This window comes from Paraburkholderia podalyriae, from assembly GCF_014397785.1.
Lineage (GTDB): Bacteria > Pseudomonadota > Gammaproteobacteria > Burkholderiales > Burkholderiaceae > Paraburkholderia > Paraburkholderia podalyriae.
Genome location: NZ_VZQQ01000003.1, coordinates 308555 through 328839 on the forward strand (window position 1 = coordinate 308555; position 20285 = coordinate 328839).

Here is a 20285-nt window from a genome sequence, read left to right on the forward strand (position 1 = left end):
GGTCGCGGCGCACGCCCGGCCTGTCCCGATTTGCCGCCCGCGCGCGGCCCATCACTGAGTCCGCAGGAACACCAAGACCTTATGACGGAAACCGTAGCACTCAAGATCGTCCAGCGCATCGCCACCGAACTGTCCGTCCAGCCGCGCCAGGTCGCGGCCGCGGTGGGACTTCTCGACGAAGGCGCGACCGTTCCGTTCATCGCCCGTTACCGCAAGGAAGTGACAGGCAATCTCGACGACACGCAACTGCGCAATCTCGAGGAACGCCTGCTGTATCTGCGCGAGCTGGAAGACCGCCGCGCGGCGATCATCGCGAGCATCGACGAACAGGGCAAGCTCACCGACGAGCTGCGCGGCGCGATCGAAGGCGCCGACAGCAAACAGGTGCTGGAAGACCTCTATCTGCCGTACAAACCGAAGCGCCGCACACGCGCGCAGATCGCGCGCGAAGCAGGTCTGCAGCCGCTCGCCGACGCGCTGCTCGGCAATCCGCTGCTCGATCCGCAAACCGAAGCCGCGACCTATGTCCATGCGGAGAAAGGCATTGCCGATGTGAAAGCCGCGCTCGACGGCGCGCGCGACATCCTCTCCGAACAATTCGGCGAGACCGCCGAACTGCTCGGCAAGCTGCGCGACTATCTGTTCAACCAGGGCGTGGTGTCGTCGAAGGTCGTGGAGGGCAAGGAAACCGCGGAAGAGGAAAAATTCCGCGACTACTACGACTACGCCGAAACGATCCGCACGGTGCCGTCGCATCGCGCGCTCGCCCTCTTCCGCGGCCGCAATGCCGGCGTGCTGATGATCAAGCTGGGCCTCGGCGAAGAGCTCGACGCGCAGGTGCCGCATCCGGGCGAAGCGCTGATCGCGCGGCACTTCGGCATCGCCAATCAGAACCGCCCCGGAGACAAGTGGCTCTCCGACGTATGCCGCTGGTGCTGGCGCGTGAAGGTGCAGCCGCACCTCGAAAACGAGCTGCTGACCAATCTGCGCGACCAAGCCGAGCACGAGGCGATCCGCGTGTTCGCGCGCAATCTGAAGGACCTGCTGCTCGCGGCGCCGGCTGGTCCGAAGGCCGTGATCGGCCTCGATCCGGGTCTGCGCACCGGCGTGAAGGTGGCGGTGGTCGACCGCACCGGCAAGGTGCTCGCGACCGACACGATCTACCCGCACGAGCCGCGCCGCGACTGGGACGGCTCGCTCGCGAAGCTCGCGCGAATCGCCGCGCAAACGCAGGCCGAGCTGATCAGCATCGGCAACGGCACCGCGTCGCGTGAGACGGACAAACTCGCGAGCGAACTGATCGCGCGTCATCCGGAACTGAAGCTGCAGAAGATCGTCGTGTCCGAAGCCGGCGCGTCGGTGTACTCGGCGTCCGAACTCGCCGCGAAGGAATTCCCCGACATGGACGTGTCGCTGCGCGGCGCCGTGTCGATCGCGCGACGTCTGCAGGACCCGCTCGCCGAGCTCGTGAAGATCGAGCCGAAGGCGATCGGCGTCGGCCAGTACCAGCACGACGTGAACCAGCGCGAACTCGCGCGCTCGCTCGACGCCGTCGTCGAAGACTGTGTGAACGCGGTCGGCGTCGATGCGAACACCGCGTCGGTCGCGCTGCTCGCGCGGGTGTCGGGTCTCAATGCCACGCTCGCGCGCAACATCGTCGACTATCGCGATGCGAACGGGCCGTTCCCGTCGCGCGAGCATCTGCGCAAGGTACCGCGTCTCGGCGATAAAACCTTCGAGCAGGCCGCCGGCTTCCTGCGCATCAACAACGGCGAGAATCCGCTCGATCGTTCGTCGGTCCACCCGGAAGCGTATCCGGTCGTCCAGCGCATCCTCGCGAAGATCAGCAAGCAGGCCGGCGAAGTGCTCGGCAATCGCGACGCGTTGCGCGGACTGTCACCCACTGAATTCGTCGACGAACGTTTCGGTCTGCCGACCGTGCGCGACATCCTGGTCGAGCTCGAGAAGCCGGGCCGCGATCCGCGTCCCGAGCTCAAGACGGCGACGTTCCGCGAAGGCGTCGAGAAGGTCAGCGACCTGATCCCGGGCATGGTGCTCGAAGGCGTCGTGACGAACGTCGCGGCGTTCGGCGCGTTCATCGACATCGGCGTGCATCAGGACGGTCTCGTGCACGTGTCGGCGATGTCGACGAAGTTCGTGAAAGACCCGCATGAAGTCGTGAAGGCCGGTCAGATCGTCAAGGTCAAGGTGCTCGAAGTCGACGTGAAACGCCAGCGTATTGCGCTGACGATGCGTCTCGATGACGAGCCCGGCGCGGCGGCCGCTCGCAGCGGCGGCGGTGCGCAGCAGGATCGCGGCGGCTCGGGCGGCAACTTCAATCGCGGCGGAGCGGGACGCGGCGCGCCGCAGCGCTCGCGCGAACCGGAGCCGGGCGGTGCGATGGCGGCCGCGTTTGCCAAGCTCAAGCAGAAGTAAACGTAGCGGACCGATGCACTTGGTCGCATGTGCACCGGTCCGCGCATGACTGCGCTGCGCGGTCGATCGCGCACGCACGCGCATAAACGAAAAGCCCACGCATTGCGTGGGCTTTTCGTTTGCACTCCCGTCGGTCACGCGCGGCCCGTCAAATCTCGATCTTCGTCCCCAGTTCCACGACCCGGTTAGCCGGGATGCTGAAGAAGTCGGTCGGCTTCGCGGCATTCTGATGCATCCACGCGAACACACGCTCACGCCACACCGACATGCCCGGCAATTGCGTCGGCACCACCGTTTCGCGCGCTAGGAAGAACGACGTGTCCATTAATTCGAAGGTCATGTCGTGCGTGCGTCCGACGTCGAGCAGCACCGCCTTTACGTCGGGCGTTTCGTTAAAGCCGTAGACCGCCTTGACCAGGAACAGGCCACCCTCCATGTCCTTCACGGTCACGCGGTCGGCGTCGTTCACGTACGGAATGTCGCGCGTGACGAAGGTCAGGAAGATCGTGCGCTCGTGCAGCACCTTGTTGTGCTTCAGGTTGTGCAGCAGGCTCACCGGCACCAGAGAATCGCTGCCGGTCAGATAGATCGCGGTGCCCGACACGCGATGCGGCGGATGCGCGAGCAGGCCTTGCAGGAACGGCATCAGCGGAATACCGTCGGCGGCCGTGCGTTCCTTCACGATCATCCTGCCCTTGAACCACGTCATCAGCAGGAAGAACAGCAGCCCGCCGATGCACAGCGGCAACCAGCCGCCCTCTTCGACCTTCAGCAGGTTCGCGCCGAAAAAGCCCAGATCGACCACCATGAACACGCCGATGATGAGCCCGACGAGCAGCTTGTTCCAGTTCCACACCTTCACCATCACGACGCAGGCAAGAATCGTCGTGATCACCATCGTTGCCGTCACCGCGATACCGTACGCGGCCGCCAGATTGTCGGAGCTCTTGAACGCGATCACGATGCACAGAATGATGAACAGCAGCATCCAGTTCACGACCGGCACATAGATCTGCCCGATCGCGAGCTCGGACGTGTGCAGGACCTTCATGCGCGGCACGTAGCCGAGCTGGATCGCCTGGCTCGTCAGCGAGTACGCGCCTGAAATCACCGCCTGTGACGCGATCACCGTCGCCACCGTCGACAGCACGACGAGCGGAAACAGCGCCCAATCCGGCGCGAGCAGGAAGAATGGATTTTCGATCGCCTTCGGGTCGCGCATCAGCAGCGCGCCCTGGCCGAAGTAGTTGAGCACCAGCGACGGCATCACGAGCACATACCACGCCATGCGGATCGGCTGCGCGCCGAAGTGGCCCATGTCCGCGTACAGCGCTTCCGCGCCGGTCAGCACCAGCACGACCGAGCCGAGCACCACGTAGGCCTGCAGCACGTGCGCGGCCATGAACGTGTACGCGTAGTACGGATTGAGCGCGCGGATCACGTTCGGTGACTGCATGATGTGCCACAGGCCGAGCACGGCCAGCACGAGGAACCACAGCAGCATGATCGGCCCAAACAGACGGCCGACGGTGGCCGTGCCGTGCCGCTGGATCCAGAACAGCACGATCAGGATCACGACGGTCAGAGGAATCACCAGATGCGACAGATGCGGCGCGGCGATTTCCAGACCTTCGACCGCCGAGATCACCGAGATCGCCGGCGTGATCACCGCGTCGCCGTAAAACATGCAGGCGCCGAAGATGCCGAGCATCATCAGAAGGCCGGCCATTTTCGATTTCTGATCGACCGAGCGCATCGCCAGCGCCATCAGTGCGAGGACGCCGCCCTCGCCGTTGTTGTCGGCGCGCATCACGAACAGCACGTACTTGACGCCGACCACGATCACGATCGCCCAGAACAGCAGCGAAATAACGCCAAGGATCGACTGATCGGTCAACGGGATACCGTGCGCCGGGCTGAAGGCTTCCTTCAGCGCGTACAACGGGCTCGTGCCGATGTCGCCGAACACCACTCCGATTGCGGCAATCGCAAGGGAAGGCAGCGGCTGTTTGTGTACGTGATTGTTATCTGTCATGGACGCGAGGAAATCCGTTCCCGGGCGGAAAAAACGACCGCCATTTTAAACTGCCCATCCGGTACCACCCGGCTTGTTGTGGATACGCCACGTGGATGTCCGCGCAGTGTAGCACTGCGATATGGGCGCGTCTGTGACGGCACAGGCGTCCGGGCGCCGCGCGGCGCGCGCATAAAAAAGGAGCCCGGCCGGGCTCCGTTTTGAGACACCACAATGATGCGCGACGTCCGATGCGGCAAAGCCGATGTGGCAAGGCATCACGCGCGCCTGCGCGTCAATTGCCCGACGACTCGTCGGCCTGGGCGATGCCGCGCTTGATCCACGCGCCGAGGTTATGCGGACGCACCGTGTCCCACTCCTCGAACGGCTGATGAATCCACGGGTTGGTCGGCAGATACTGCACGTGATAATCGGGCTTTACTTTTGAGCAGCCCTTGTACCACAGCACGGCCGAGCGCACCGCGGTGATGGCCGGGTAGCGTTCCTTCAAATGCTGCTGCACACGAGCGAGCGTGACGCCTGAATCGACGAGGTCGTCGACGAGCAGCACGTTGCCGTGCAGTTCGCCGCGCGTCATCGTGATGTATTGCGCGATGTCGAGTTCGCCCTGCTGCGTGCCGGCCGCCTCGCGGTAAGAGCTCGTTGCCAGAATCGCCAGCGGCAGATCGTAGATGCGCGACAGCTGGTCGCCGACGCGTAGACCGCCGCGCGCGAGGCACAGGATCTTGTCGAACTTCCAGCCCGATTCGTGCACGGCAAGTGCGAGCACCTCGATCAGCCTGTGATATTCGTCCCAGCCGACCCACAGGTTCTTGTCGTCGTTACGCGGATCTTTCATCGCGATCATGGGTACACCTTGCATCGCTTAGACCTTGAACGGATGACGCAGCAGAATCGTTTCGTCGCGATCCGGACCGGTGGACACCATGTCGATCGGAATGCCCGAGACTTCCTGCACGCGCGTGAGATACGCACGCGCGTTGGCGGGCAGCTTGTCCCACTCCTTGATGCCGACCGTGCTTTCCTTCCAGCCCGCGAAAGTTTCGTAGACCGGCACACAGCGTGCGACTTCGGTCGCGCCGCGCGGCAGCAGATCGACGTTCTGAGCGTCGACCGTGTAGCCGACGCACAGCTTCACTTCGTCGAGACCGTCGAGCACGTCGAGCTTGGTCATGCACAGACCCGTCACGCCGTTGATCTGGATCGAGCGGCGCAGCGCGGCGACGTCGAGCCAGCCGGTGCGGCGCGGACGACCGGTGACCGAGCCGAATTCCTTGCCGACGGTGGCGAGTTCGAGGCCGATCGGCTCCTGGCGCGACGCGTTGTCCGCATCGTACAGTTCGCTCGGAAATGGGCCCGAACCAACCCGCGTGCAGTACGCCTTCGTGATACCGAGGATGTAGTTGAGCTTCTGCGGACCGACTCCCGCGCCCGCCGTCGCGGCACCCGCGACGCAGTTGCTCGACGTGACGAACGGATAGGTGCCGTGGTCGATGTCGAGCAGCGTGCCCTGCGCGCCTTCGAACAGCAGATTGCCACCGTTTGCGTTGACATCGTACAGACGGCGCGACACGTCGGTGACCATCGGCTTCAGGCGGTCGGCGTAGCTCAGCATCGTGTCGAGCGTTTGCTGGAAGTCGACCGCGGCTGCGCCGAGATACTGCGTGAGCACGAAGTTGTGATAGTCGAGGTTTTCGCGCAGACGCTCGGCGAAGGCCGGTGCGTCGAACAGGTCTTGCACGCGCAGGCCGCGGCGCGCGACCTTGTCTTCATAGGCCGGCCCGATGCCGCGGCCGGTCGTGCCGATCTTGTCCGCGCCGCGGCGCGCTTCGCGGCCCTGGTCGATCGCGATGTGGTACGGCAGGATCAGCGTGGTGGCTTCGGAAATGAACAGGCGCTTCTGGACGTCGATGCCGGCGGCTTCGAGTTCACCGATTTCCTTGAACAGCGCTTCCGGCGACAACACGACGCCATTGCCGATGTAGCACGCGACGCCGGGATGCATGATGCCCGACGGAATCAGACGCAAGATGGTTTTCTTGCCGCCGATGATAAGCGTGTGACCGGCATTGTGACCGCCCTGGAAGCGAACGACGCCTTGAGCGTGGTCCGTCAGCCAGTCGACGATCTTGCCCTTGCCTTCATCACCCCATTGGGTACCCACGACGACGACGTTGCGCCCGGGGTTCACATTCACTGCGCTGGCAGACATGTTGTTTCGTAAGCTGGTTAAAAACGTATTTTACCTAGGTTCGCGGAAGCTTCCGGAATTTTTCCGTTTCCGCTCAACGGTATGCACGTCATGTTGAATATTGCGAGGGATGCGCGGCCGCGCAGAGTCGCTCGACCGCGCCCGATTCGGGCGGTGGTTTCGCCGCCCTGTGGCGAGCGACCGGAGAGGCGTCCCCGGCAGCGTGGATCGGAACGCGCGGCTCAAGCGCGCGGCTCGACCACCCATGCGCCATTGCGCTCGACCAGCACCCGGTCGAACGCGAATTCATCGACGTCGTGCTTATGCCCAGGCAGCGCCTGGATCACCACTTCACCGCTATCGCGCAATGCCGCGACCGCCACGCGCAACGCTTCGTCGTGCCGCCACGGCGCGAGGATCGCACTGCTGCGCGCTTCGACCGGCGAGATCCGCGCGACCTCGCGCAGATCCAGCGAAAAGCCGGTTGCCGCGCGAGCGCGGCCATAGGCCTGGCCGACGTGGTCGTACCGGCCGCCGCGCGCGACCGCGTTCGGCACGCCGTCCACGTACGCGGAGAACATCACGCCGCTGTGGTACGCGTAGCCGCGCAGATCGGCGAGATCGATCATCACTTCGGCGCCGTCGACCTGACTCGCGAGGAACGCGAGGTCGTCGAGTGCGCGGGCGATCGCCGGCGAATTCGGCAGACGCGCGCGGGCCTCTTCGAGCACCGACGCGTCGCCGTACAGCGTCGGCAGCGCGCGCAGCGCATCGCGAATCACCGGCGAGAATTGCGCGGTCATCTCGACGAGACGCGGCACGTCCTTGCCCGCAAGGGCGTCGTAGAGCGCCTGGCCGAGTTCCTCGGCGGCCGGCTCGGCTTCGATCAGCGCCGCCAGCACGCCCGCGTGACACAGGTCCAGACGCACCTTCGCGAGCCCGCCGAGACGCAGCGCGTCGAGCATCAGTTGCTGGATTTCGAGGTCCGCTTCGAGGCCGGCGTGACCGTAGATTTCCGCACCGATCTGGATCTGCTCACGCGTTGCGTGCAGGCCGCGCGGCCTCGTATGGGCGACGTTGCCCGCATAGCAAAGACGCGTGACGCCTTGGCGGTTCAACAGATGCGCGTCGATGCGCGCGACCTGCGGGGTGATGTCGGCGCGCAGACCGAGTGTGCGGCCCGACAGCTGATCGACGAGCTTGAAGGTGCGCAGATTCAGATCGTGCCCGCCGCCCGTCAGCAGCGATTCGAGATATTCGAGCAGCGGCGGCATCACCATCTCGTAGCCGTAAGAACGGAAACGGTCCAGCAAATGACGCCGCAATTCTTCGATCTTGCGGGCCTCCGACGGCAGCACGTCGGCGATATTCTCAGGAAGCAACCAGGTCGACATCGATACAGTCCTACGGCGTTGAACACGGCGTCTTGAAGCGCCGATGAATGAGTGTGAATGGCGTGCGGCGGCTTGATTCTGGCGGCCGACACAGACGCTCGGGCGACGCTTTGCAGCTCACGCGAGACGCGCGGCGGTATATGGCAACTAGCTGCAACAAGCCGCGCTCGCCCCTCAGGCAAGCCCGCTTCAAAGCGCGCCTCAATGCCCGCTTCAAAGCCCGCTTCAGGTCGCGATGAACAGCAGAATCAGCCCGAGCACCATCACGATGAGCCCGCCGACGCGAATCTGATGCGACGGCCGTTCCGCTATTTTACGGAACGTGTCGCGCCAGGCGCTCGGAAAAACGAACGGAAACATCCCCTCGATAATCAGCATCAGCGCGATCGCGAGCAATAACGAACCAGCTATGTCCATGCGAGTGAAGCGGCCGCGATGCGGATGCCGCGGCCTTCGGTAATCAGCGTTTGCGCGCAGCAGGCGCGGAAGCGTCCGGGGCGGCGCCGCCGGTCGGGCTACGCATGAAGCGGAAGAACTCGCTGCTGGAGTCGACCACGATCAGATCGCCCGGCTTGAAGGTCTTCCGGTACGCCTGCATGCTTTGATAAAACTGGTAGAACTGCGGGTCCTTGCCGAACGCTTCGGCGGCGATCTCCGCGGCCTTCGCATCGCCTTCGCCGCGAATGCCCTGCGCCTGCGCGAGGCCGTCGGCGAGCACCGCCTGCTGCTTCGCGAGCGCGTCCGCGCGGATCTGGTTCGCTTCGGCGGCGCCCTTCGCGCGCTCGTCGGTCGCGGCCTGCTCGCGCGCGGCGATCATGCGCTTGAATACCGAGTCGGCCACCGCCGCCGGGAAATCGACGCGCGTGAGCTGCACATCCACGACGGACACGCCGAGCGACGCCGCGCCCTTGTCCATCGCACCGCGCGCCTCTTCGGCGACCGCTTGCTGTTTGGCGAGCGCGTCGGACAGCGTGAACTTGCCGAACGCGTCGCCGAGCGCGCCGCGCGACAGCAGCGCGAGCCGGTCCGGCAGGCTCTGCGGATCACCTTTCGTTTCAGCGACCAACTTCAGCGGATCGGTCACGCGGAACTTGATGACCGGGTTGACCAGCAGATCGGTTTTGTCGGACGTGACGTAATGATCTTCGTCGGGTGCGTCGAGCGACTGGATGCGATTGTCGACGAACGCGACCGTTTGCAGCGGCGGCGGCAGCTTCACGTGCAGCCCCGGGCCGAGCAGCGTGGGCGTCGCGTCGCCGCGCGCGGACAGCACGGCCATATGCCGTTGATCGACGACGAACACCATCGACGATGCGGCGAACAGCGCGATGACTACCGCGACGACGAGCGCAATGATTCGGTTCATATTCTTGTGCGCTCCTTATTGAACGTCGTCTTCGCGCATGCGATTGCGGAACGCGTCGCGCGAACGCAGCGACGCAGCGCCCGGCCGGCTCGCTGGCGCAGGCGCGGAAGCGGCAGGGCCGGACGCGCCATCGGCGGCGGAGCCAGCCGTGGCACCGGTCTCAGCGGCCGACGTGGCCGACGGCGCGGTCGCACTCGCCGCTTGCGGCGCGCCCGCGACAGCAGGCCCCGAAGCCGGGGCACCCGCGGCCTGGCGCTCGCGGTTCTGCTCGACGAGCCTGTCGAGAGGCAGATACAGCACGTTGTTGCCGTTCTTCGCGTCGACGAACACCTTGGTCGCGTTCGCGTAGATCTGCTGCATGGTTTCCATGTATAGCCGGAAGCGCACGGCGGCCGGCGCCTTCGCGTATTGCGCGTAGACCTGCGTGAAGCGCTCGGCCTCGGCCTGCGCCTGCGCGACCGTGGTCTCGCTGTAGGTTTTGGCTTCCTCGACCTGACGCGCGACGTCGGCCTGCGCACGCGGCAGCAGATTGGCCGCATAAGCCTGCGCGTCGCGTTTCGCGCGTTCGTTTTCGTCGTGCACTTTCGCGGCGGCGTCGAATGCGGGCTGCACCCGCTCCGGCACTTGCACGCTCTGGATCGTCACGCCCGTGACCGCCAGACCGGACTGGTACTGATCGAGCGATTGCTGGATCGCCGCGATCAGCTGCTGGCGCAAAGTTTCGTGATCCTGATCGAGAATATCGCTGGTGCTGTGCGCGCCGACGATGCCACGCACCGCCGCCTGCGCCGCATGCATAACGCTCTGGTCGGGATCGACGCTGCGAAACAGAAACTCGTTGGGATTGCGCACCTGGTACTGCACGGCAAAGCGAACGTCGACGATGTCGCCGTCGTGCGTGAGCATCGAGGCATCCTTCACGTTCGCGAGACGCACCACATTGCTACGGCCGATTTCAACCTGACGGATCTGCCCGACGTTGACGAACTCGTGGGATTCGAACGGATACGGCAGACGCCAGTGCACGCCCTGCGCCGCGCTATAGCGATACTTGCCGAACTGCAGCACGACGGCCTCCTGACCGTCCTGCACGACGAACACGCCGCTGCCGAGATAGATCGCGATCAGCACGCCGATCACGATACCGACGCCGATGCGCGCACCGCGGCCGTTGTCCGGACGGCCGCCGCCGACACCGCCGCCCCTGCGTCCGAAAATCCGCGACAGACGGCGATTGAAATCGCGCCACATTTCGTCGAGATCGGGCGGACCTTCACCATCGCGCGCCGGACGCTTCGGATCGTTCGGCCGTTGCCGGTCGCCGTTGCCGTCGCCCCGGCCCCAACGCGGATCGTTCAGTGAAAGCGAGGCGCGCATACGCAGCCAGATACTCCGCTCGTTGTAATCGTTCACCTGTGTTCGTTCACCAGAGTAGACAGCGGGTCAGTGCAATTGGGACGGGTCAGTGCCCGAGTTCTGGAATCTTGTGGTCGTTGCGCATTTGCGCCGCGCGGTCATCTTCCGACGCATCGAGCGGCATATCGGCAAGCGGTTCGGCAGTAGCGATTTCAGCGATGGCAGCGCGCAACGCATCCAGCCCCTGCCCGGTGCGTGCGCTCAAAAAGACGCGCGAAATATTACCATACTCGTCCCGCTCGACCGCGTCGCCGCGCGCCCCCAGCTCCGGCACCGCGTCGATCTTGTTAAACACCAGCACCTGACGGATCGTGTCCGCGCCGATCGCCCGCAACACCTCGTTGACCTGATCGATCTGGTCGAGCCGCACCGCGCTCGATGCATCGACCACATGCAGCAGCAGGTCCGCGTGAATAGTTTCCTCGAGCGTCGCGCGAAACGCGGCGACAAGCTGGTGTGGCAACTCACGGATGAAACCGACGGTGTCGGACACCACCACCTGCCCCGCTTCGTCGCCCAGATACACGCGCCGCGAGGTGGTGTCCAGCGTCGCGAACAGTTGGTCGGCGGCATACGCCTGCGCCTTGGTCAGCGCGTTGAAGAGCGTCGATTTGCCCGCGTTCGTATAGCCGACGAGCGACACCGACATTGTTTGGTTGCGATTACGCGCGCGACGCTGCGTGCCATGCTGGCGGCGCAGCTTGTCGAGGCGAATCTTGAGCGCCTTGATGCGCTCGCCGATCAGCCGGCGGTCGGTTTCGAGCTGCGTTTCGCCTGGACCGCGCAAACCGATACCGCCCTTCTGACGTTCGAGGTGGGTCCACGCGCGAATCAGCCGTGTCGACAAGTATTGCAGCTGCGCGAGCTCGACCTGCAGCTTGCCTTCGTGGCTGCGCGCGCGCTGCGCGAAAATGTCGAGGATGAGACTGGTGCGATCAACCACGCGCCGATTAAGCGCCCGCTCCAGATTGCGCTGCTGGGCAGGCGCGAGAGCATGGTTGAAGATCACGAGTTCGATGTCGTTCGCTTCGCACGCAAGGCGCAGTTCTTCGGCCTTGCCGCTGCCGACGAACATCTTCGCGTCGGGGCTGGAACGGCGTCCGGTGAGGGTGGCTACAGGGTTTGCGCCCGCGCTTTGCGCGAGCAGGCTGAGTTCTTCGAGACTGGCTGCGAAATCGATCTTGCCGAAGTCGATGCCAACGAGCGCTGCATTGATCAAATTGGAGGGTATCAAAATGACGCGGCCGGGAGGGAATCGCCAACGGGCGACGCTGTGCCGGCCGCGGCGAGGGTTTAGGACTGTTCGGAATCCGGGTGGAAATTCACCGGACGGGCGGGCACGACCGTCGAAATGGCGTGCTTGTAGACCATCTGGGTGACCGTATTCCGGAGCAACACGACGTACTGGTCGAACGATTCGATGTTCCCTTGAAGCTTGATGCCGTTGACAAGGTAGATCGACACCGGCACATGCTCTTTACGCAGTGCGTTCAAAAACGGGTCTTGTAACAATTGCCCTTTGTTGCTCATAGCAAACTCCGTATTTTTTTGCAGGTTGACTGAATTGACAGCGAAGAAAAAGAGATCCGCCGCCAACCGCTACACTATAGCTGATTTTCATTTGGACGCGCGGGCCCCGGACCCCCGGCCAAACCTAGCGTACACGCGGGTTTCAGCCCAGGTTTAAGACCAGCTTCAGCCTTTGTCCGCATAAGGGTTCGTCGACGATCTGAACTCTATTCGCAATGGAGTCCCCGTCAGCTTGAAAGTTTCCCGGAAGCGATTTTCGAGGTACCGCTTATACGTGTCGGTGATCGCGTCGAGGGCATTGCCGTGAATCACGATAATCGGCGGATTCTGCCCGCCCTGGTGTGCGTAACGCAGCTTCGGACGCACCGGACCACGGCGCCGCGGCTGCTGGAACTCGACCGCCTCGATCAACGCGCGCGTCAGCTTCGGCGTCGGCAGCTTCGACATCGCGGCCGCGTATGCGTCGTCGACCGAGCGCATCAGCGGCCCGATTCCGGTTTTTTCCGCGGCGGAAATGAAATGGAATTTGGCGAAGTCCAGAAATTTTAGTTTGCGTTCGAGGTCGGCTTTGGTGCGCTCGCGCACATGCGGATCGAGACCGTCCCATTTGTTCACGCCGACCACCAGCGCGCGGCCCTGCTCGACGACGAAGCCGGCGATGTGCGCATCCTGCTCCGAAATGTCCTGGCGCGCGTCGAGCAGCAGGATCACGACATTCGCGTCGGAGATCGACTGCAGCGTCTTCACGACCGAGAACTTTTCGATCGCCTCGAACACCTTGCCGCGGCGGCGCAGGCCGGCCGTGTCGATCAGCGTGTACGGCTTGCCATTGCGCTCGAAATCGACGTAGATCGAGTCGCGCGTGGTGCCCGGCATGTCGAACGCGATCACGCGCTCTTCGCCGACCAGCGCATTGATCAGCGTCGACTTACCAACGTTCGGCCGGCCAACGATGGCGATCTTCACGCCGCGGGCTTCCTTCTCTTGCTCGCTCTCTTCCGGGTGACCGGCATACGCAACTTCGAGCGCCTCGTTGATCATGTCGGTGACGCCGTCGCCGTGCGCGGCCGAAATCGCGCGCGGATCGCCGAGACCGAGCTCGTAGAAGTCGGCCGCGACGTTCGCGTACTTCATGCCCTCGGCCTTGTTCACGACGAGGAAGATCGGCCGGCCGACCTTGCGCAGATAGTCGGCGATCGACTTGTCCTGCGGCGCGAGACCGTTGCGCCCATCGACGATGAACACGACGACGTCCGACTCCTCGACCGCCTGACGGGTCTGGCGCGCCATCTCGTGCAGGATGCCGTCTTTCGCGACCGGCTCGAAGCCGCCGGTATCGACGACCAGATACGGCCGCTCGCCGGCGCGTCCTTCGCCGTAATGGCGATCGCGCGTGAGACCGGGCAGGTCGGCAACCAGCGCGTCACGCGAACGCGTGAGCCGGTTGAACAGCGTGGATTTCCCCACATTGGGGCGCCCAACGAGGGCAATAACGGGTTTCATCTGATGTTGTTCACGGGTGAGACGCGGGATCGCAACCGATCGCGCGCGTAGCGACGCCAGGCGGCCGCCAGGGGGCGGCGTTCTGACGAAATTATCACGAATTCAGCCTGCTCTGGATGCGCGATCGATTTGCGCATCCCGGCGGACGGGAGCGGGCTGTACAGACGCCACCGGGGGCCGCTGCTTCAGACCGGGCTGCCCGACGGCTGGCACGCTCGTGTTCGAGCGCGTCTTTCATTCTCAAAGCGATCGACGAAGCGCACGCGCCGCCTTGCATGGCGGGCGGCACGGGCCTCGATCCGACTCGCCGGACCAGCCCGTCCGGCGATTATTTCTGTTGAGACTGCCCGATCGCGCGACGGGCAACGCAGCAACCCGACACAGCAGCCGCACGCCAGAGCCGACGCAGACCTCAATCAAAAAGCGCGCGGCCGGCAAAGCCGGCCTGCGCGCCTGACACCATGTGTAGCGATCAGCGCGGACGATAGCCGAACAGGCCGCCGTCGCGCGTCTGCACGACCAGCGTGTCGCCCGCAAGCACCGGCGCAGCGGCAATCGCGCTGCCGTCGGTCTTCACCCGTGCGACGAGCGTGCCGTCGACGGTCGACAGGAAATGCACGAAGCCCTTGTAGTCGCCGAACACGGCAGCGCGGCCGAGCAGCGTCGGCACGCTCAGGTCGCGGTTCTTCAGCGTCTCGTTCTTCCACAGCACTGAGCCGTTGTTGACGTCGAACGCGGACACGACCGACCAGTCGTCGGCGGCGACCACGCCGCGGTCATCCTGCGCGAGGCCGCTCGTGCTCGAGAACGCCTTGCCCCACAGCGCGCGGCCCGAGTTCGCGTCGAAACAGCCAATCTGGCCCTGGAACGTTACCGCGCAGGTCTCCGAACCCACCAGCGTGGGCGGACCGGTCACGTCGTTGATACGCTCGACCTCGGTCACGCCCTTCGGATACGACACCGGCGTCTGCCAGTAGGCGTCGCCCGTCTGCAGATTGATCGCGGCGAACGAGCCGCCAGGGAAGCCGGCCAGCACGGCCGCGTCACCCGCGAACGTCATGCCCGACGACACGCGCAGGTTCAGCGGCACCGCGCGGTTGCGAAAGTTCCACTTCTGCTCGCCGGTCTGCGCGTTGAATGCGACGATCTGGCCGTCGATCGTGCGCACGACCACGAGGCCGTTGCCGACGAGCGGCGGCGAAATGATCTCGCCCGGCGCTTTCGCGGTCCACAGCTCCTTGCCGTCCGCGCCGAGCACGTACACGTCGCCCTTCAGGCCACCGACCGCGGTCAGTGTGCCATCGCTCCCGACACCCGCGGACAGATCATCATGCAGCTTGATGCGCCACACGTCCTTGCCGGTTTGCGCGTCGATCTTTGCGACCGTGCCGTTCGTGCCGGCAGCGTATACCGCATTGCCGACCGCAACCGGCGAGAACAGATAGCGACCCGCCTTGCCGACGCTCGCCGACCAGGACTGCTGCACGTCGAGCACGGGTTTGAACTCGGTGAGCGGCGTCGGCACCCGGCGCTCGTCTTTCGAGGATGAGCAAGCCGCCAGCGTAAGAACGGTCATCGCACAGATAACGGGCACGGCGTAACGTTTCAGCAGATTCATCGGTGGACGAAGCATTCAGGAAATGGATTAAAGGAGACCGTCTTGCGGTCGTGGCTTGCGGCGCGCCGCGCGGGACGCTCAGCCGCCAAGCGCGTCCAGCTTGAACTGGATCAGCTGGCGCGCCGAGCTGTCACTCTTCGACAGCGAGTCAAGCGCGAGCTTATAGGCGGCGCGCGCGTCGTCGCGCTTGCCCTGGGCGGCCAGCAGGTCGCCGCGGCGGTCAGCCACGACGCCCTTGAAGGCGTCGGATTGCGGCTCGGCCAGCAGCGCGAGGCCCTGGTCGTAAGCCTTGTCGTCGAGCAGCAGCGACGCCATGCGCAGCTTCGCGATCTGCTTGAACTCGTCGTCCTTCGCGTGATCGATCGCCCATTGCAGCTGCGCTTTCGCGCCGGCTTCGTCGCCAGCGGCGTAGAGTGCCTTGGCGGCACCGAGCGCGGTCATCTGCGCGTAGGCGGTGCGGCCGAACTTGTCTTCCATGTCGGCGGCGACGCGCGCGATCTGCGCCTTATCGCCCGTTGCCGCGGCCTGCTGCACCTGGTCATACAGCACCGCGGCTTCCGCGGCCTGGCGACGCTGCCAGAAATTCCAGCCGTTCCAGCTCGCGCCTGCCAACAACACCGCCAGCACGATCCACGTGGTCGCATTGCCCCACTGCGTCCACCATGCCTTCAGACTTTCAATCGATTCTTGTTCGTCGTGGTAACTCATTGCCCGGCGATATCCTCATTCTTGCTACGTGTGCGTGTCGAGCCAGCCGGCCCAACGACATCGCGATCAGTCGTCGCCGTCTTCGGCGGATGCAACCATCGCATTGATTAGATATTCGGTCAAGTCTTCGGCGGGCACGGTCTGTTGCTCGTTCTTACAACCGTTGGCTCGCGTATCGCGCAGCGGTTTCACGCCGGCTGTACCATTGGCGATCTCGTCTTCGCCGAGCACGACCGCAAACGCGGCGCCGCTCGCGTCGGCGCGCTTCATCTGCGACTTGAAGCTCGCCGACCGACCGTCCGCGCTGCAATGCAGAATCACGTCGAGGCCGGTATCGCGCAGACGTTCGGCGATGATGAACGCCTGCTCGCGCGCGGCGTCGCCCTGATGGACCACGTACACATCGCAGCCTTCGTCTTCAGGCACGAGCTGGTCTTCCTTCAGTAACTCGAGAATCCGCTCGATCCCCATCGCCCAGCCGCATGCAGCCGTCGGCTTGCCGCCGAGTTGCTCGATCAGCGGATCGTAGCGGCCGCCCGCCGCGACCGTGCCTTGCGCCCCGAGCTTGTCGGTCACCCATTCGAACACGGTCAGATTGTAGTAATCGAGACCGCGCACGAGACGCGGATTGATCGAGAACGGAAGATTGTTCGCCTTCAGCAGACGCTGCAGGCCGTCGAAGTGCGCGCGCGATTCTTCGCCGAGAAAATCGATCAGCTTCGGCGCGTTCTGTGCGACTTGCTGCAGCGCCGGATTCTTCGTATCGAGCACGCGCAACGGGTTGGTGTAAAGGCGGCGCTTCGCGTCATCGTCGAGCACGTCCATGTGCTTCTCGAGGTAAGCGATCAGTTCGACGCGATGAGCGGCGCGCTCTTCGGCAAGGCCCAGCGAGTTGATTTCGAGCTTGATGCCGCTCAGGCCGAGATCGTCCCACAGGCGCTGGCACATCATGATGATTTCCGCATCCGCATCCGGACCCGCGAAGCCGAGCGCTTCGACGCCGACCTGATGGAACTGGCGATAACGGCCGCGTTGTGGACGCTCATGACGAAACATCGGACCGATGTACCACAGGCGCTTCGGGCCGTCGTACAGCATGTTGTGCTCGATCGACGCGCGCACCACCGCCGCCGTGTTTTCCGGGCGCATCGTCAGGTTCTCGCCGTTCAATGCGTCGGTGAAGCTGTACATCTCCTTTTCGACGATGTCGGTCACTTCGCCGATACCACGGGTGAATAGCTGCGTATGCTCGACGATCGGCGTGCGGATGTTCTGGTAGCCGTATGAACGCAGCATCGACTTGACGGTGGTTTCGAAAAATTCCCAGAGCCCGGCTTCCTGCGGAAGGATGTCGTTCATGCCCTTCACGCCGGACAGCCTCTCGAGCTTTTTCTTCTGTTCAGTCATCTGTGTTTCGATAGCCGGTATTCAGTTGAGCGCGTCGGCGCGGCCATAGCGGCGCTCGACATAGTCGCTCACGATTTGCTGGAATTCTTGCGCGATGCTCTCGCCGCGCAGCGTCTTCACCTTTTCGCCGTCGATGAACACCGGCGCGGCCGGGTTCTCGCCCGAGCCAGGCAGGCTGATGCCGATATTCGCCTGCTTCGACTCTCCCGGACCGTTGACGATGCAGCCCATCACCGCGACGTGCATCTGCTCGACGCCGGGATACTGGTCGCGCCACACCGGCATCTGCTGACGCAGATAGGTCTGGATCTGCGACGCGAGTTCCTGGAAAAGCGTGCTCGTGGTGCGGCCGCAGCCGGGGCACGCGATGACCATCGGCGTGAATGAGCGCAGGCCCATGGTCTGCAGGATTTCCTGACCGACGATCACTTCGCCGGTGCGCGACGCGCCCGGTTCGGGCGTCAGCGAAATACGGATCGTGTCGCCGATGCCCTGCTGCAGCAGAACCGACAGCGCCGCGGTCGACGCGACGATGCCCTTCGAGCCCATGCCCGCTTCAGTCAGGCCAAGATGCAGCGCGAAATCGCAACGGCGCGCGAGTTCGCGGTACACGGCGATCAGATCCTGCACGCCGCTGACCTTGCACGACAGGATGATCTGGTCGCGCCCGAGGCCGAGTTCGACCGCACGTTCCGCCGAGCCGATCGCCGACTGGATCAGCGCTTCGTACATCACGCTTTGCGCTTCCCACGGCGCGGCGCGAGACCCGTTTTCGTCCATCATCTTCGCGAGCAGGTCCTGGTCGAGGCTGCCCCAGTTCACGCCGATGCGCACCGGCTTGCCGTATTTGACCGCGGCCTCGATCATCTGCGCGAACTGCGTGTCGCGCTTCGCGCCGTGCCCGACGTTGCCCGGGTTGATCCGGTACTTCGACAGCGATTCCGCGCAGCCCGGATAGTCGCGCAGCAGCAGGTGACCGTTGTAGTGGAAGTCGCCGACGAGCGGCACCATCACGCCCATGCGGTCGAGCTGCTCGCGGATCGCCGGCACGGCCGCCGCCGCTTCGGGCGTATTCACGGTGATCCGCACCAGTTCGGAACCGGCTTGCGCCAGTTCCTTGATCTGGATGGCGGTGCCGATCGCGTCTGCGGTGTCGGTGTTGGTCATCGACTGCACGCGTACCGGCGCATCGCCGCCGATGGTCACGAGCTGGCCGCCCCAGCGGACGTTGACCGCCTGCGACTTGCGACGGATCGCGGGGCCGCCGAACACCGGCTCGTCTGAGACGATCCTGCTACAGGATTGGGATTGAGCTTCGGTTTGCATCGAAAAACCCATTTACGCCGCACGCGCTATGCAAAAACGCCGCGCCTGAATTGAAAAAGCGCCGCCGACCGGTTGGCCGCGGCGCGCACCGTATCTGTCAAGGCAGCGCGAAGCGCGCAACGTTGCCCTTGGCTGCCGAATATTTCGACGGGTCGACCGGCTGGCCGTCGAGCGTCACCGACTCGAGACCGGCCTTGTTGCCGACCGTGACCTTGAATGGACCGGCCCCCGTCACTTCCTTCGGATCGCCCGCATGCACGAGGCCGGAGAACAGTTCCTTGCCGCTCTTGTCGCGCACGCTGAACCAGCTGTCCTGCGTCACGCGCAGCGCGACGACCGCCTCGCCGGGCGCTGGCGTGACCGCCCGCTCCGACGCGCTCGCCACGCCCACCGGCGCGCTTGCGGCCGGCATGGCGGCCTGAGCGTGAACCTGCGAGCCGGCCTTCGGTGGCGCTGCCGTTGCTGCCGGCGTTGCCGCGGTATTCGCCGCCGGCGCCGAGCCCGGCGTGGTGCCGGTGGCAAGCGGCGCGGGCATCGGCGTTGCCGACGCAGTCGCCTCATTGTCCGCGTTCGCCGCGTTGTCAGCCGTCGTCGCCCCTGCGTCCGGCGCCGATGCGCTTTCCGCCGCTGACGTCGCCGGACCTTGCGCGACCGCACCCGATGCCGCCGTGTCGCTGCTCGTCGAACTATTCGCGCTCGACCTCAGGCGCGCGAGCCACGCGGACGAGTCGCCGCCGTTGGTGCGCCACATGCCGAGCGCGATGACTGCAACGACGATCGCCGCAATGCCCCACAGCCACGAACGGCTCTTGTGCCCGCTGTCGCCGAGCGATAGCGAAACCTTGCCGCGCGGCAGATCCGTGCCGGATGACGCCGGCATCGACAGATTCGGCGCCGGCACACCCTTCTCGCGACGCAGCGCCGCCGTGAACGGCGACGGATCGGCGCCGAGCATTTTCGCGTAGCTGCGCACGACACCTAGCGCGAACGTGGTGTCCGGCAGATGGCTGATGTCGCCCGCCTCGAGCGCGCTCAGCTTGACGACCGACACCTTCAGCCGCGCCGACACGTCCTCGATGGTCCAGCCTTTCGACTCGCGCAACTGAGTCAAGCGCGCGCCAACCGCCGCCAACGAATCGAGGGCCGGCTGCACGACCGGCTGGGCCACTGCCCGGGCAATGGGTGCCGGATGGCCATCGTTCGTGTCTGTCTCATGCGGCTGCGGGTGCTGCGGCTCACTCATCCCAAATCCTTTCGCGTCGATTCTTTTAATCGTGCGACCGGACGGGCTTGAGCCTCACGTCCAAATCGCAGACCGTTTATAACAAAATGTGCGGCTTTGTGTGCCGCTCCCG

At 64.6% G+C, this 20285-nt stretch carries 16 protein-coding genes; 1 reads left to right on the forward strand and 15 read right to left on the reverse strand.

The window, feature by feature from the left end:
* Positions 1-81 precede the first annotated feature (81 nt).
* On the forward strand, positions 82-2436 hold the full coding sequence (locus F6X42_RS05260; protein WP_187633172.1) for a Tex family protein: 2355 nt from the start codon (positions 82-84) through the stop codon (positions 2434-2436).
* A 148-nt stretch (positions 2437-2584) separates the two neighbouring features.
* Here F6X42_RS05260 and F6X42_RS05265 read toward each other — a convergent pair whose 3' ends face one another.
* The 15 genes from F6X42_RS05265 to F6X42_RS05335 form a co-directional block, all read right to left on the reverse strand.
* Positions 2585-4471, reverse strand: coding sequence for a potassium transporter Kup (locus F6X42_RS05265; RefSeq protein WP_187633173.1), 1887 nt, complete (start codon positions 4469-4471; stop codon positions 2585-2587).
* A gap of 274 nt (positions 4472-4745) precedes the next feature.
* Entirely contained in the window at positions 4746-5318 is a 573-nt protein-coding gene (locus tag F6X42_RS05270; RefSeq protein ID WP_027198068.1) for a phosphoribosyltransferase, read from the reverse strand.
* A gap of 18 nt (positions 5319-5336) precedes the next feature.
* Complete coding sequence (locus F6X42_RS05275; protein WP_187633174.1) at positions 5337-6683, reverse strand: adenylosuccinate synthase; 1347 nt, start codon at positions 6681-6683, stop codon at positions 5337-5339.
* 221 nt (positions 6684-6904) lie between these two features.
* Positions 6905-8056, reverse strand: a complete 1152-nt coding sequence (locus F6X42_RS05280) for an ATP phosphoribosyltransferase regulatory subunit (RefSeq protein ID WP_187633175.1) — start codon at positions 8054-8056, stop codon at positions 6905-6907.
* Between the two features lie 225 nt (positions 8057-8281).
* Positions 8282-8473, reverse strand: a complete 192-nt coding sequence (locus tag F6X42_RS05285; RefSeq protein WP_187633176.1) for a DUF2065 domain-containing protein — start codon at positions 8471-8473, stop codon at positions 8282-8284.
* A 43-nt stretch (positions 8474-8516) separates the two neighbouring features.
* A complete protein-coding gene (gene hflC / locus F6X42_RS05290) occupies positions 8517-9422 on the reverse strand; it encodes a protease modulator HflC (RefSeq protein WP_187633177.1) in 906 nt (301 codons plus the stop codon).
* A gap of 15 nt (positions 9423-9437) precedes the next feature.
* Positions 9438-10835, reverse strand: coding sequence for an FtsH protease activity modulator HflK (hflK, locus tag F6X42_RS05295; protein WP_187633178.1), 1398 nt, complete (start codon positions 10833-10835; stop codon positions 9438-9440).
* A gap of 49 nt (positions 10836-10884) precedes the next feature.
* Entirely contained in the window at positions 10885-12072 is a 1188-nt protein-coding gene (gene hflX, locus F6X42_RS05300) for a GTPase HflX (protein ID WP_187633179.1), read from the reverse strand.
* Positions 12073-12131: 59 nt separating this feature from the next.
* Complete coding sequence (hfq, locus tag F6X42_RS05305; protein ID WP_006051315.1) at positions 12132-12368, reverse strand: RNA chaperone Hfq; 237 nt, start codon at positions 12366-12368, stop codon at positions 12132-12134.
* A gap of 165 nt (positions 12369-12533) precedes the next feature.
* The gene (gene der, locus F6X42_RS05310; RefSeq protein WP_187633180.1) at positions 12534-13871 is read right to left on the reverse strand and encodes a ribosome biogenesis GTPase Der; all 1338 of its coding nucleotides are present in this window, start codon (positions 13869-13871) and stop codon (positions 12534-12536) included.
* A gap of 472 nt (positions 13872-14343) precedes the next feature.
* Entirely contained in the window at positions 14344-15489 is a 1146-nt protein-coding gene (bamB, locus tag F6X42_RS05315) for an outer membrane protein assembly factor BamB (protein WP_187633181.1), read from the reverse strand.
* Positions 15490-15567: 78 nt separating this feature from the next.
* Positions 15568-16197 (reverse strand): YfgM family protein, encoded by a 630-nt coding sequence (locus F6X42_RS05320; RefSeq protein ID WP_187633182.1) that lies wholly within the window; start codon positions 16195-16197, stop codon positions 15568-15570.
* Between the two features lie 66 nt (positions 16198-16263).
* Complete coding sequence (gene hisS / locus F6X42_RS05325) at positions 16264-17604, reverse strand: histidine--tRNA ligase (RefSeq protein ID WP_187633183.1); 1341 nt, start codon at positions 17602-17604, stop codon at positions 16264-16266.
* 21 nt (positions 17605-17625) lie between these two features.
* Positions 17626-18942 carry a flavodoxin-dependent (E)-4-hydroxy-3-methylbut-2-enyl-diphosphate synthase gene (ispG, locus tag F6X42_RS05330; protein WP_187633184.1) on the reverse strand — a complete coding sequence of 439 codons (1317 nt, stop codon included), beginning with the start codon at positions 18940-18942 and terminating at the stop codon, positions 17626-17628.
* Positions 18943-19027: 85 nt separating this feature from the next.
* Positions 19028-20173, reverse strand: coding sequence for a helix-turn-helix domain-containing protein (locus F6X42_RS05335; RefSeq protein WP_187633185.1), 1146 nt, complete (start codon positions 20171-20173; stop codon positions 19028-19030).
* Positions 20174-20285: the final 112 nt, after the last annotated feature.